The organism is Ruegeria profundi, from assembly GCF_001507545.1.
GTDB classification, from domain to species: domain Bacteria; phylum Pseudomonadota; class Alphaproteobacteria; order Rhodobacterales; family Rhodobacteraceae; genus Ruegeria; species Ruegeria profundi.
In genome coordinates, this window is record NZ_LQBP01000006.1 from 180288 (window position 1) to 193124 (window position 12837).

The 12837-nt window shown below is 57.4% G+C and carries 12 protein-coding genes; 5 read left to right on the forward strand and 7 right to left on the reverse strand.

The annotated features are described in order from the left end of the window. Window positions 1-167 precede the first annotated feature (167 nt). On the forward strand, window positions 168-380 hold the full coding sequence (locus AVO44_RS13065; protein WP_068337885.1) for a DUF1127 domain-containing protein: 213 nt from the start codon (window positions 168-170) through the stop codon (window positions 378-380). A gap of 105 nt (window positions 381-485) precedes the next feature. Here the strand turns inward: AVO44_RS13065 and AVO44_RS13070 are convergent, their stop codons facing one another. The 4 genes from AVO44_RS13070 to AVO44_RS13085 all read right to left on the reverse strand — a co-directional run bounded on the left by AVO44_RS13070 (window position 486) and on the right by AVO44_RS13085 (window position 5406). Continuing rightward, window positions 486-830: a hypothetical protein gene (locus tag AVO44_RS13070; RefSeq protein WP_068337669.1), complete on the reverse strand. Its 345-nt coding sequence runs from the start codon at window positions 828-830 to the stop codon at window positions 486-488. 104 nt (window positions 831-934) lie between these two features. Beyond that, window positions 935-1807, reverse strand: a complete 873-nt coding sequence (locus AVO44_RS13075) for a 50S ribosomal protein L11 methyltransferase (RefSeq protein ID WP_068337671.1) — start codon at window positions 1805-1807, stop codon at window positions 935-937. 66 nt (window positions 1808-1873) lie between these two features. Continuing rightward, window positions 1874-3106 (reverse strand): MFS transporter, encoded by a 1233-nt coding sequence (locus AVO44_RS13080; RefSeq protein ID WP_068337673.1) that lies wholly within the window; start codon window positions 3104-3106, stop codon window positions 1874-1876. Between the two features lie 74 nt (window positions 3107-3180). Beyond that, window positions 3181-5406 carry a primosomal protein N' gene (locus AVO44_RS13085; RefSeq protein ID WP_068337886.1) on the reverse strand — a complete coding sequence of 742 codons (2226 nt, stop codon included), beginning with the start codon at window positions 5404-5406 and terminating at the stop codon, window positions 3181-3183. 59 nt (window positions 5407-5465) lie between these two features. Between AVO44_RS13085 and fsa the strand changes: the two genes are divergently transcribed. The 4 genes from fsa (at window position 5466) to AVO44_RS13105 (ending at window position 8834) form a co-directional block, all read left to right on the forward strand. Next, window positions 5466-6119 carry a fructose-6-phosphate aldolase gene (gene fsa, locus AVO44_RS13090; protein ID WP_068337674.1) on the forward strand — a complete coding sequence of 218 codons (654 nt, stop codon included), beginning with the start codon at window positions 5466-5468 and terminating at the stop codon, window positions 6117-6119. Window positions 6120-6316: 197 nt separating this feature from the next. Beyond that, a complete protein-coding gene (locus AVO44_RS13095; protein WP_068337676.1) occupies window positions 6317-7024 on the forward strand; it encodes a DUF484 family protein in 708 nt (235 codons plus the stop codon). After that, the gene (locus tag AVO44_RS13100) at window positions 7021-7941 is read left to right on the forward strand and encodes a tyrosine recombinase XerC (RefSeq protein WP_068337678.1); all 921 of its coding nucleotides are present in this window, start codon (window positions 7021-7023) and stop codon (window positions 7939-7941) included. The genes AVO44_RS13095 and AVO44_RS13100 overlap by 4 nt, the downstream gene beginning before the upstream one ends. A 179-nt stretch (window positions 7942-8120) precedes the next feature. Next, window positions 8121-8834 (forward strand): CDP-alcohol phosphatidyltransferase family protein, encoded by a 714-nt coding sequence (locus AVO44_RS13105; protein WP_068337681.1) that lies wholly within the window; start codon window positions 8121-8123, stop codon window positions 8832-8834. Here AVO44_RS13105 and AVO44_RS13110 read toward each other — a convergent pair. The 3 genes from AVO44_RS13110 to ileS form a co-directional block, all read right to left on the reverse strand. Beyond that, a complete protein-coding gene (locus tag AVO44_RS13110) occupies window positions 8819-9286 on the reverse strand; it encodes a hypothetical protein (protein WP_068337683.1) in 468 nt (155 codons plus the stop codon). The two genes, AVO44_RS13105 and AVO44_RS13110, sit on opposite strands and share 16 nt — an antisense overlap. A 77-nt stretch (window positions 9287-9363) precedes the next feature. Further along, window positions 9364-9819 carry a methylated-DNA--[protein]-cysteine S-methyltransferase gene (locus AVO44_RS13115; RefSeq protein WP_068337685.1) on the reverse strand — a complete coding sequence of 152 codons (456 nt, stop codon included), beginning with the start codon at window positions 9817-9819 and terminating at the stop codon, window positions 9364-9366. 80 nt (window positions 9820-9899) lie between these two features. Continuing rightward, complete coding sequence (ileS, locus tag AVO44_RS13120; RefSeq protein WP_068337687.1) at window positions 9900-12812, reverse strand: isoleucine--tRNA ligase; 2913 nt, start codon at window positions 12810-12812, stop codon at window positions 9900-9902. Window positions 12813-12837: the final 25 nt, after the last annotated feature.

Consider the following 12837-nt stretch of genomic DNA (forward strand, 5'->3'; position numbering starts at 1 on the left):
TGAAGGCAAAATGACCAACAAATTAAGGGAATTTGGAGAAAATCGAGCATTGCAAAAACTGCATATGACACATGCAATTTTTGCACTTGCTAAGCGATTTTGACGACACTAGATGCCGCTCAGAACGGATGATCGAGACCTATACTTTAAACAGAAGGAAACAGGATATGGCTGCACTGGACACTACCCGCGCCACCACTGGCTCGTTCGGCCTCGTTGGCCGTATCGGCGCAACATTTGCATCGGTTGTTAACGCCGTTGTCGAATGGAATGACGCCCGTGTAACCCGCAACACGCTGAGCGGTCTGACAGATCGCGAGCTGGACGATATCGGCCTTTGCCGTGGCGATATTGACGTCGTGGCTGAGGGTCGTCGCTAAGACGAATTTACCACTCACTCGCCTCACTCTCCCGATACAGGGCGAAATAAAACGCCGCGCATCCCGCAATGCGCGGCGTTTCTTATCAAACGAAGCCGTTAAGATTTAGCGAATGAAACTGTTGATCTGGGTTGCAAGAAACTCTGACACAGGATCGATTTGCATCACCCAAGCGCCGGCTTTTTCGACAGGCGTTCCCAATGCCAGGTTATCAACGCGATACTGGTAGGCCGATGAGCCCAGGCTGCTCAGCAAAAAAACCTTGAACGCGAACAATCCGGCAAGGCAGATCAAAAGCAGCTTTGCCGGAACTGCCGAACGGACCCGCTGCGGTTTCATCACGACAAGACCATCTTTGCGCATCGTGGCGCGATAGCCCCGGCTGAGCTTTGCGTGTTTCTTGTTCAGGCGATGAATGCGCCGATCAAATTCCAGTTGTTTTCCCGTCATGGCAGCCTCCAAAAAACCGCCCCCGTAACCACAGTAAGACGGTAGTTACAGATTTCGACAAAAAGGAGGCAAGAATCCAAGAAACTCCTGTAAATGGTCTAATTTCAGCCTTGTTTGCTTAATATCAGCGTCGTCCACTCACCAATCTTATCGTTTTTAATAAGATTGAACCCATTTTGAAGATAAACCGATATCACGTCATCGGCCTGTTCATTGAGAATTCCCGACAAGATCGCATATCCACCGATCCGCAGATTCGCCGCGATTTCCGGGGACAATGCGACAAGAGGACCTTTGAGAATATTCGCGAAAATCAAATCGTAGGGCGCACGCGCCTGCAAGTCTGGATGGTCGAAACCAGCAGCTTCTACGCAGTGGACCTGTCCGGCCATGTCATTGGCCTTGAGGTTAGCCTCCGCCACATCCACGGCGACCTGATCGATGTCACTTGCGATGATGTCGCCATCCCAAACCCGTGCCGCCGCCATGGCCAGAACCGCGGTTCCACATCCGATATCAGCCACTTTAGTCGCCGAGAACCCCGTATCCAGCAAGTAATCCAGCGCCTTGAGGCACCCCAATGTCGTGCCGTGGTGCCCTGTGCCAAAGGCCATCGCGGCCTCGATCAACAGTGGGATGCGCCCTTCGGGCAGTTTTTCGGCATCATGGCTCCCATACACAAAGAACCGCCCCGCCTCGACCGGGGCCAGTTCGCGGCGCACATGGGCCACCCAATCGGTTTCGGGCAGTTCTGACACCACAAACGGTTTTGCTTGGAACGCAACGGCCAGAACGGCCAACGCCGCTTCATCCGGAGCCTCTGTGAAATAGCCACCAACTTCCCAAAGGCCCGAGCCATCTTCGACCTCGAAAACGCCGACGCCAGTGGGTTCCGGGTTCAGGCGTTCCATCGCTTCACCCAAACTGTCGGCGGCTTTCTTGCCTTTCAGCGTCGTAAGCGCGGTGAATGTGGGCATTTCGGCCTCCTGTCTCAGTTGAGACAGCGCCTAGGATGTGCGCCAGTCAAGGTCAAGCTCTGCCGGCTATTCCGCCGGGGCCGGTGCGTATTTTGACAGAATTGTTTCATTGCCCGGCTCCGGGTGACGTGGAATCAACATCGACAGCAGCAACGACACGATCGCCATCGCCGCAGCCAAGCCAAAAACCGCACCGGGGGACACGACCCAAAGCAAGCCAAGCAGGGCAGGCAAAAACACCGCAGCAATGTGATTGATGGTAAATGCCACGGCCGCTGTGGGCGCAATATCTGCGGGATCCGCGATTTTCTGGAAATAGGTTTTCAAAGCCAATGCCAGCGCGAACAGAACGTGGTCGATCACATATAGGATCGCCGCCAGCACTACGCCCCAGCCGAACCAGTAGATGCCACCATAGGCCGCGAAGACGATCGCAAGACCCGTATATTCAAAGATCAGGGTCCGGCGTTCACCGAACCTTGCGACCGCTTTGCCCAACAAAGGCGCGGCGGCCATGTTGATCATGAGGTTGATCAGGTAAAGGCTGGTCAGTTCATGGACCTGAAAGCCGAACTTCTCGACCATCATGAAACCTGCGAAAACAACGAATATCTGGCGCCGGGCTCCGGCCATAAACTGCAGCGCGTAATACAACCAATACCGTTTGCGCAGGATCAGTTTCTTGGTCTGCGGCGTCGGCGCATTAAACTGCGGATAGGCGAACAGACAAAACAGCGCCAGCAGGGCAGTCATCCCTCCGGCAGCCATGAACACGACATTGTACGACAGGTCGAACCGGTCCCAGGTCAGCACAATCAAGCCATAAACCACAGCCGTCGCCGCCGATCCCATAGCCACCAGCCACCCCAATATCTGCGGGGCACGGTCTTTTGGCAGCCATTGCAATTGCAGAGATTGGTTTACCGTCTCGTAGTAATGAAACCCTATCGAACTGAACAGCGTGACGAACAACAGCCCGCCAAGGCTGGGGAACCACGCAGTCACTGCCGTCGCCACCCCAAGCATCATCAGCGAAATCATCGCCAGAACCTGCTCACGGACGAAAATGATCACGGCGATCACGCCAACGGCCAGAAATCCGGGGATCTCACGAACCGTATGCAGCAGGCCGATATCCGCGCCGTCAAAATTCGCCACCTCGATGACAAAGTTGTTCAGCAGGGCGCTCCACCCATTGAACGCGATGGGCATGGTCAATGCCATCATGAACAACAACGTCACAGGACGTCGCCAGAACGGCAGGCTCTGCGCCTCGGAGAGTGGCATGGGTTTCAACATGCACACCCTCTACGCCCATTTATTCTGTTTGGCGAGAACGTATCGACGCACAAACGTCCTGCATTGGCGCAGGGTCAGTAAAAACTCTGTGGGTCGATGTCTACGGTCAGGCGTATGTCGCCCTTCAGGCGCAGCGGAGTAATCCAGCGGGTGATCGCGTCTTGAATAGGTGCTCCCTTGGGTGCCTTGACCAACAAACGCACACGATGCCGGCCACGAATACGCGCAATAGGGGCAGGAGCAGGGCCAAAGACCTGCGCTCCGATCTCGCGCAGTGGCGCATCGTTTCGGGCCAAGGTGTTGCCGATATCAAAGACCGGTCCGACCTCTGGCCCAGACAGTACGATCCCGGCCATTCGTCCATAGGGCGGCACGCCTGCAGCTTGTCGTCCAGCGGCTTCGGTTTTCCAAAACCCTTCTTCATCACCCGACAGGATAGCCCGGATCACGGGGTGTTCCGGCTGAAAAGTCTGCAACAAGGCCTGCCCCGGTTTGTCTGCCCGTCCAGCCCGCCCCGCAACTTGCCGCATCAGTTGGAATGTCCGCTCAGCCGCGCGTAAGTCGGCCCCGTGAAGGCTGAGATCCGCGTCAATAACACCGACCAGTGTCAGCTTGGGAAAGTTGTGCCCCTTGGCCACAAGTTGCGTACCGATGATGATATCCGCATCGCCCTGGGCAATTTCTTCGATCTTGGCTTTCAGCGCGCGTGCAGATCCAAACAGATCAGAGCTCAGCATCGCGATTTTCGCGTTGGGAAAGGTTGCCTCAGCCTCTTCTGCCAACCGCTCGATCCCGGGCCCGATCGGAGCGAGTTTGCCCTCGACCCCGCAAGAGGGGCAAGTTTCGGGCATCGGTTTGGTTTCTCCGCATTGATGGCACATCAGGCGTTTGAGAAACCGATGTTCGACCATCCGGGCGTCGCAATGGTCGCAGGCAATCTGTTCACCGCATGCCCGGCACAGCGTCACGGGTGCATAGCCACGGCGGTTGATAAACAGCAGCGACTGCTCACTCTTTTCGATCCGCTGCAGAACCGCCTGCCGCAGGGACGGGGAAATCCACGTTCCCGGCTGCATTTGCTCGGCCCGCATGTCTATGGCGTTCATCTCGGGCAGCACCGCCTCACCAAACCGCGAGGTCAGGTCAATACGGTCATACTTTCCGGCTTCGGCATTGGCCCAGCTTTCAAGCGATGGCGTTGCACTGGCGAGGATCACACGCGCTCCGCAAATGGCAGAACGCAGAACCGCCATGTCACGGGCGCTGTAATGCACCCCGTCTTCCTGTTTGTACGAGGTATCGTGTTCCTCATCGACAACAACAAGGCCAAGATCGCGAAACGGAAGGAACAAGGCCGACCGCGCGCCTACCACCAGTTGCGCATCACCCTGCCCGACCATTCGCCAGACCCGGCGGCGCTCGGTCATGGTTGCGCCTGAATGCCACTCAGCCGGGCGCGCACCAAACCTTGCCTCGACGCGCGTCAGGAATTCCGCGGTCAGCGCAATTTCCGGCAACAGAACCAGCGCCTGCCGCCCCATGCGCAGCGCTTCGGCCACTGCCTCAAGGTATACTTCGGTCTTGCCTGATCCGGTCACGCCTTTCAGCAGTGTTGTGCCGTAATCGCCGGTCCGCTGGCCTGCCTGCAACTTGGCAACCGCCTCTGCCTGATCCCCAGTCAACGCCTTACCCGGCAAATCCGGGTCCAGATGCGGATAGGGCAGATCGCGCGGGCTGTCCTCTTCGCGTACGGCCCCCTGCTTGACCAATCCCTTCACGACCGAGGACGTCACCCCCGCCTGTTCGGCCAATTCCTTCAGGGTGAACGCCAGCCCGCCGTAGTCCTGCAACACCCCAAGCACGCGGGTCCGCGCATCGGTCACCCGATCCGGCTGAGCCTGCCCCAATCGGTAAATTTTCCGCATCGAAGGTGGGTCACCCAGACCCGGCGCCCGCGTCGCCAAACGCAACATCGCAGGCATTGGCGTCAGCGTGTAATCCGCGACTTTCCCCAGGAAAACCCGCATCTCTTCGCGCATCGGCGCGACCTCAAGCACCCGGATCACCGAACGCGCCTTGGCCAGGTCAAAGCCACCCTGCCCCGGCCCCCAGACCACGCCCAGCACCTTGCGCGGCCCCAATGGCACCTCGACAAAGGCACCCAGAAAACACCCGCCCTCGGGCGATTTGTAATCCAGCGTCCGGTCCAGCGGCTGCGTTGTCAGCACCGCCACCAGCTCGCCTTGGTCGAAATACTCCTGAGTGCTCACCGCATATCCTAGGCAAGGGGGTTTCAGCATGTCTTTCTTTGGGGTAAAGCCATCCGCGACCAAGGCCAACCCATCAAAGGACTGCCCTCATGAAATTCTTCGTAGACACAGCCGAGATCGACGCCATCGCCGAACTGAACGATCTGGGAATGGTGGACGGCGTGACCACCAACCCCTCGCTGATCCTGAAATCAGGCCGCGATATTCTGGAAGTGACCAAAGAGATCTGTGATCTCGTCGACGGCCCCGTTTCCGCCGAAGTGGTCGCGACCGAGGCCGACGACATGATCGCCGAAGGTCGCAAGCTGGCCAAGATCGCGCCAAATATAGCCGTCAAGGTTCCGCTGACTTGGGCTGGTCTGAAAACCTGTAAGACCCTCAGCGACGAAGGTCAGATGGTCAACGTCACGCTGTGCTTTTCGGTCAATCAGGCGATTCTGGCGGCCAAGGCGGGCGCAACTTTTATCTCGCCCTTCATAGGCCGTTTGGACGATATCAACCTCGACGGCATGGAACTGATCGCAGACATCCGTCAGGTCTATGACAATTACGGTTTTGAAACCGAAATCCTCGCTGCTTCGATCCGCACTGTGAACCATGTGACGGACAGCGCGCGCATTGGTGCAGACGTGATCACCGCCCCTCCGGGTGTCATCAAAAAACTGGCTGACCATCCCCTGACGGATAAGGGTTTGGAAAGCTTTCTGTCTGATTGGGCAAAGACCGGTCAGAAAATCCTCTGATTTTTGGCGCAGCAGCGCGGCGCTGTCAGGCGCCGCGCCGGGCCCAACTGCAAAACCTGATCTTTTGATCAGGACTTTGCAGGCGGGAGCCTTGGCAACACATGCAAGCTTAAAATCCAATTTTGCCTGCATTTTTTCCAAGGCAAAATCGGCATCTCATGTTATAAACGCGCCAACAAAAAAAGACCGGACGGGACATGAGCAGCAACACAAAACTCAAGGACAATCTCCGCGCCGCGATTCTGGCCGAGCCGGACGCCGTGCTGGACGACAAGGATTTGATGCAGGCACTGGTGGCCGCAAACGAACACGCACGCGGTGCCAACGTTATCGACCTTCGGGGCATCGCCATGCAGCGGCTTGAGGCGCGACTGGATCGGCTTGAGGACACGCACCGCTCAGTCATAGCCGCAGCATATGAAAATCTGGCTGGCACCAATCAAGTACAGCGCGCCATTCTGCGCCTTCTGGAGCCGGTAAAGTTCGAGGACTTCCTGCAGACGCTTGGCAACGACGTAGCCGAGATACTGCGCGTTGATCATATTACGCTGGTTCTGGAATCCACGGTTATTCAGGAAGACCCGGCAATCGAAAAACTGGGTGGCGTGCTGACCGTGGTCGAACCCGGTGTGATCGACGCTTATCTCAGCAAGGATCGCAGCGGTCCTGTGCGTGACGTCGTTCTGCGTCAGGTGCAACAGCCCAGCCCGCGGATTTTTGGCCTCAATGCCAGCCAAATCAAGTCTGAAGCCTGCCTGAAGCTTGATCTGGGTGAGGGTCGCCTACCCGGCATGATCGCAATGGGTGCCAAGGATGCCAACCATTTCACCCCGCAACTTGGTACTGATCTTCTGTCGTTCTTTGCTGGCGTATTCGAACGGTCGATGCGTCACTGGCTGTCGTGAGCCTGATTTCACCAGCTTGCCGTGATGCGTTACAGCTTTGGCTGGACAGCTTGAGCGCCTTGGCCGGGCGGTCCGAAAACACGAAGACCGCATATAGCGGCGACGTGACAGAATTTCTGACGTTCATGACCCTACACCACAGCGAGCGGCAGGGTCTTGCAGCGCTGGCACGGATCACCGTGTCAGACATGCGCGCGTGGATGGCGGATCAGCGGGCCTCGGGGGTTGGTGCCCGTTCACTGGCGCGCAAACTCTCGGCGGTGAAAAGTTTCTACCGCTGGCTGTCCGAGCGTGAAGGGTTTGAGCCAACCGCCGTCCTGTCGACCCGTGCACCGAAATTCACCAAGAAACTGCCGCGACCGTTGGCCGAAGATGCCGCTCGCGCCATGATCGAAACGGTCGAGGTGCAGTCGGCAAACGATTGGATTTCGGCCCGCGATGTTGCCGTTGTCACGCTGCTATACGGCTGCGGGCTGCGCATCTCCGAGGCGCTTTCCCTGACCGGGACCGATGCACCATTGCCCGAAACCTTGCGCATTATCGGTAAAGGCAACAAAGAACGGATCGTCCCTGTCCTGCCCGCTGCACGCGCGGCAGTGGACCGTTACCTGAAGCTATGTCCTTACACGCAAACCGCTGACAAAGCACTGTTTCGCGGCGTGCGCGGTGGTCCGTTGAACCCACGCGCGATTCAGGGGGTTATGGCAAAAGCGCGGATGCAACTTGGTCTGCCCGCAACGGCCACCCCGCACGCCCTGCGGCACAGTTTTGCCACGCATCTTTTATCAGCTGGCGGTGATCTGCGGGCCATTCAGGAATTGCTGGGCCACGCCTCATTGTCCACGACCCAGACCTACACCGCGGTCGACACTGCACGGTTGATGGAAGTTTACAACCGCGCGCACCCAAAGGCCTGAGTTTTCAAGCCTGCCCCTAAAAAAAGCCGCCGCCTAAATCGCGCGGTTTTGCCCAGCAACGCCAAGGTAGCAGCCAGACAACAAGTTTGCGTGACTAATTTTCACAACTGTTCTTGTAAGGCTGGCAATCCGGGGCTTTTTGCTTTGCATCTGCTTCACGCATCGTCCATGACACCCCCATGACACTCAGATTCAAAGCACTTTCCGTCCATCTCTTTACGGCGACAGGCGCCGTTTTTGCAATGTTGGCCATGCTGGCCGCTGTCGAAGAAAAATGGAGCCTGATGTACCTGTGGCTGGTGGTTTCATTCGTCGTGGACGGCATCGATGGCCCTCTTGCGCGACACTACCACGTCAAGAAAAACGCGCCGGAGTTCGACGGAGAGCTTCTGGACCTGATAATCGATTATCTGACCTACGTGTTCATTCCAGCGTTTGCGCTGTTCAAATCGGGATTGATGGATGGCTGGACCGGCTGGGTTGCCATCATAGTCATCACCTTTGCCAGCGCCATGTACTTCGCCGACACCCGAATGAAAACAAAGGATAAATCCTTTTCCGGGTTTCCCGGGTGCTGGAACATGGTCGTCATCGTGATTTTCGCACTGGAACCCAATTTCTGGGTCATATTGCTGCTGGTCTCATTGCTTTCGCTGGCGATGTTCCTTCCTTTGAAGTTCATCCACCCAGTGCGGACCCAAAGATGGCGCAACGTATCGCTGCCCATTGCTTTTGCATGGACGTTCTTTGCAGGTTGGGCGGCTTGGGTTGATTTCCACCCGGAAAGCTGGGCGCATTGGGGTTTGGTGATTACCAGCCTTTATCTGGTGTTCGCAGGAATTGCGCAGCAAATCATCCCACAGCGCAAAAGCGCGGACTACAGAACCTCCTGAACCTCGAACTCGCTGCCGTTATGGGTGAAAACCTCGCCCTCTTGCAGGCCGGCCATGGCCAGATAAATCGGGCTTTGGGTTGAAATTCCCATATAGGTTTTTCCATCCACATCAAATCGCGTGGTTGAAACGCAAACAACAAAGCAACGGTTGTTGAACTTGACGACTGCGCCGGGCTGCACGGTATCTGTTACGCTGAAGTCCGTGTTTTCGATGACGTCGATCTTGGCGTGATGCGCGTGAACAGGTGCGTCGAAAGCCGCCGCCAGATCCGCATTCTCGCGCGAGGCGGCGATGTCGTCCTTGTCATGCCCTTCCCGGTCATCCAACTGAGAGTCCTTGAGAAATGCGTCGTAGTGGGCCTGCGCAGTCGCCAGTTCCTGCGCTTCCAATGACATCAATCGGTCGATAATGGCCTTTTTGCGGGCAGCCGGGTCTGATTGGGCGGTCATTCAATACGATCCTTTGAATTCTGCATCAGATACAGGTTGAGCCTCAACCGGCTTGATTGCAACAGAAATCCATCTTTTCAGATCAACAGGCCAGCCGCCCGTTCATGACGCAGCAGGGCAACCTTGGTTTCGATCCCGCCGTCACCGGAAAAGCCCCCAAGCCCGTTGGCGGCCAGCACGCGATGGCATGGGATGATCACCGGGATTGGATTCGCCCCGCAAGCCTGCCCCACAGGTTGCGCCGGCTGACCAAGCTCTTTGGCGATATCACCATAGGTGCGGGTATAGCCCTTTGGAATAGCATACATCAGGTCGCAGACTTGTTGCTGAAACGCTGATCCGGCGACATGATACGGCAGATCGAACTTGTCCAGCCGCCCCTGATCATAAGCCATCAACTGCGCTGCGGCTTCTTGCAGCAAATGTGTTTCTGGCCCCTCGTTCCGGCCGCCCCATACAAGGCGCGTGATTGCGCCGTCGGTTTCTTCGACCCCAAGGCGACCAAACTGAGTATCAACGGCGATCATCGGCATAAGCGCAACGTTTCAGATCACCAACGCCAACGCAAGCGATGAAAGAAAAACCCCCGGAAGCGTGCCAGGGGTTTTATCAGTTAACTTAACGCCTCATCGCAGCGCTTGCAGACACCGGCATGTGAGTGGAGCCCCACATCGGGCAAAATCTTCCAGCAACGCTGGCATTTTTCGCCCACCGCCTTTTCAAAGACTACTGATACGCCTTCGATTTCCGGCACGCGAAACGCTTCGGCGGGGGTCGGGTCTCCGGTGACGGTCAAGCCCGATGTGATGCACATGTCATCCACGTCGAAGGTTGCCAGCAAGTCGCGCGTTTCGCCTTCCTCAACATGGACGATCGGCGCGGCCTCAAGGCTGGACCCGATGACCTTGTCCTGACGCTGTATCTCAAGCGCGGCGGTAACAACGCGACGGACGCGGCGGACCTTGGCCATGTTGGCTTCCAGATCGACATCTCGCCAGTCTGCCGGCGTATCCGGGAAGTCTACCAGATGAACCGAGCTGTCATTGTCCGGAAAACGTTCAAGCCAGACCTCTTCCATGGTGAATACCAAGACCGGGGCCAACCATGTCGTCAGTCGGTGGAACAGGATGTCGAGAACGGTACGCGCGGATCGGCGGCGCAGGGTGTCACTGTCGCAGTACAATGCATCTTTGCGGACGTCGAAGTAGAAGGACGACAGATCAACCGTTGCAAAGGTAAAGATGGCGCTGAAAACACCTTGAAAGTCGAACGCGGCATAGCCGTCGCGCACCTGCGAATCCAGATCGGCCAGACGGCTGAGCGCCCAGCGTTCAAGGCGCGGCATATCTTCGGGTGCGACGCGATCCGCTTCGGTGAAATCAGCCAGCGAGCCCAGCATGAACCGCATGGTGTTGCGCAGACGGCGATAGCTGTCGGCGGTACCCTTCAGGATCTCGGGCCCGATCCGCTGGTCAGCGGTATAGTCGGTCTGAGCAACCCACAGTCGCAGGATATCGGCACCGTATTGCTTGACAATTTCTTCGGGTACGATGGTGTTGCCAAGTGATTTGGACATCTTGTTGCCCTTGGCATCCAGCGTAAACCCGTGGGTTACTACGTTCCGATAAGGAGCACGTCCTTTGGTACCACAAGCTTGCAGCATTGAGGAATGGAACCATCCGCGGTGCTGGTCGGTGCCTTCCATGTAGACGTCGGCGATACCGTCTTCTGTGCCGTCCTCACGGTCGCGCAGAACAAAGGCGTGGGTCGAACCCGAGTCAAACCATACGTCCAGCACATCAAAGACCTGATCGTAATCGTCCGGGTTGGCAATGCCGTCCAGCACCTGCTCTTTGAAGCCATCGGTGTACCAGATATCCGCTCCATCCTTCTCGAACGCCGCTTTGATACGAGCGTTGAGTTCTTCGTTACGCAGAAGGTAATCCGCGTCGGTGGGCAAGGCGCCTTTCTTGGTGAAGCAGGTCAGCGGCACGCCCCAAGCGCGCTGGCGGGACAGAACCCAGTCCGGGCGCGCTTCGATCATGGAATACAGGCGGTTACGACCGGTTTTCGGCGTCCATTTCACCAGCTCGTCGATGGACCGCAGAGCGCGTTCGCGGATGGTGTCGCCCATCTCGCCCATACCGTCGTCCAGCTTGCGGTCGACCGAGGCGAACCACTGCGGCGTGTTGCGATAGATGATCGGCGCTTTCGAGCGCCACGAATGCGGATAGCTGTGCTTGATCTTGCCACGTGCCAGCAGACCCCCGACCTCGACCAGCTTGTCGATAACGGCTTTGTTCGCGTCACCCTCGCCACCCTTGCGGGACAGGATGTATTTGCCGCCAAAGAACGGCAGATCGGCGCGGAACGAGCCATCGTCCATCACGTTATAGGTGATGACCTGCTCCAACATGCCCAGATCGCGGTAGAGCTCGAATTCCTCCATCCCGTGCGAGGGCGCACAGTGGACGAACCCGGTCCCTTCGGTGTCGGTCACGAAGTCAGCGGCGCGGAAGTCGCGGATATCGTCCCATGCTCCGTTGCCGCCTTCGGCCCCGGCCAGAGGGTGAGTCAGTTGAACGCCCGCCAGCTCATCGGTGGTCACGTCACGGACGCGGGTCCACTGGTCGTCGTTCAGGCGTGCACGACCCAGAACATCAGCGGCCAGATTGTCCGCCAGCAGAAACCTGTCACCTACATTGGCCCAGCATTCATCCGGTGCGCCAGTGACTTCGTACAAGCCGTATGAGATGTCCTTGCCGTACACGACAGCTTTATTCGAAGGTATGGTCCACGGAGTCGTTGTCCAGATCACAACAAACGCATCATCCAGATCACCCGCGTTCACGACCTTGAACTTCACCCAGATGGTGAAGCTTTCCTTGTCGTGATACTCAACCTCGGCCTCGGCCAGCGCGGTCTTTTCGATAGGCGACCACATCACTGGCTTCGAGCCCTGATACAGCGTGCCGTTCATCAGGAACTTCATGAACTCGTCGGCGATCACGGCCTCGGCGTGATAGTCCATGGTAATGTAGGGGTCGGCCCAGTTGCCGGTGATACCCAGACGCTTGAATTCTTCGCGCTGGATGTCGATCCACCCTTCGGCGAACTTGCGGCATTCCTGACGGAAATCGACGATGTTCACCTCATCCTTGTTCTTGCCTTTCTTGCGATACTGCTCTTCGATCTTCCATTCGATCGGCAAGCCGTGGCAGTCCCAGCCGGGCACGTAACGCGCGTCATAACCCATCATCTGATGGCTGCGCACGATCATGTCCTTGATGGTCTTGTTCAGCGCGTGGCCGATATGCAGGTGGCCGTTCGCGTAGGGCGGGCCGTCGTGCAGGGTAAAGGGCGTACGGCCTTCTTTCTCGCGCAGGCGGTCATAGACGCCTATGGTCTCCCACCGTTCCAGCCACGCGGGTTCGCGCTTGGGCAATCCGGCGCGCATGGGAAAGTCGGTCTTGGGCAGGTTCAGCGTGTCTTTGTAGTCAGGTGTCTGGATCGTGTCGGCGCACATTGGGGGCGTCCTTTGGATGATCTGG

Coding starts and splice junctions, on each gene's coding strand:
- AVO44_RS13115 (WP_068337685.1), bottom strand. CDS start 9,819: ATGCCGATGATCGCCGTTGATACTCAGTTTGGTCGCCTTGGGGTCGAA.
- AVO44_RS13095 (WP_068337676.1), top strand. CDS start 6,317: ATGAGCAGCAACACAAAACTCAAGGACAATCTCCGCGCCGCGATTCTG.
- AVO44_RS13075 (WP_068337671.1), bottom strand. CDS start 1,807: ATGCCCACATTCACCGCGCTTACGACGCTGAAAGGCAAGAAAGCCGCC.
- AVO44_RS13085 (WP_068337886.1), bottom strand. CDS start 5,406: ATGCTGAAACCCCCTTGCCTAGGATATGCGGTGAGCACTCAGGAGTAT.
- AVO44_RS13105 (WP_068337681.1), top strand. CDS start 8,121: ATGACACTCAGATTCAAAGCACTTTCCGTCCATCTCTTTACGGCGACA.
- AVO44_RS13110 (WP_068337683.1), bottom strand. CDS start 9,286: ATGACCGCCCAATCAGACCCGGCTGCCCGCAAAAAGGCCATTATCGAC.
- ileS (WP_068337687.1), bottom strand. CDS start 12,812: ATGTGCGCCGACACGATCCAGACACCTGACTACAAAGACACGCTGAAC.
- AVO44_RS13065 (WP_068337885.1), top strand. CDS start 168: ATGGCTGCACTGGACACTACCCGCGCCACCACTGGCTCGTTCGGCCTC.
- AVO44_RS13080 (WP_068337673.1), bottom strand. CDS start 3,106: ATGTTGAAACCCATGCCACTCTCCGAGGCGCAGAGCCTGCCGTTCTGG.
- AVO44_RS13070 (WP_068337669.1), bottom strand. CDS start 830: ATGACGGGAAAACAACTGGAATTTGATCGGCGCATTCATCGCCTGAAC.
- fsa (WP_068337674.1), top strand. CDS start 5,466: ATGAAATTCTTCGTAGACACAGCCGAGATCGACGCCATCGCCGAACTG.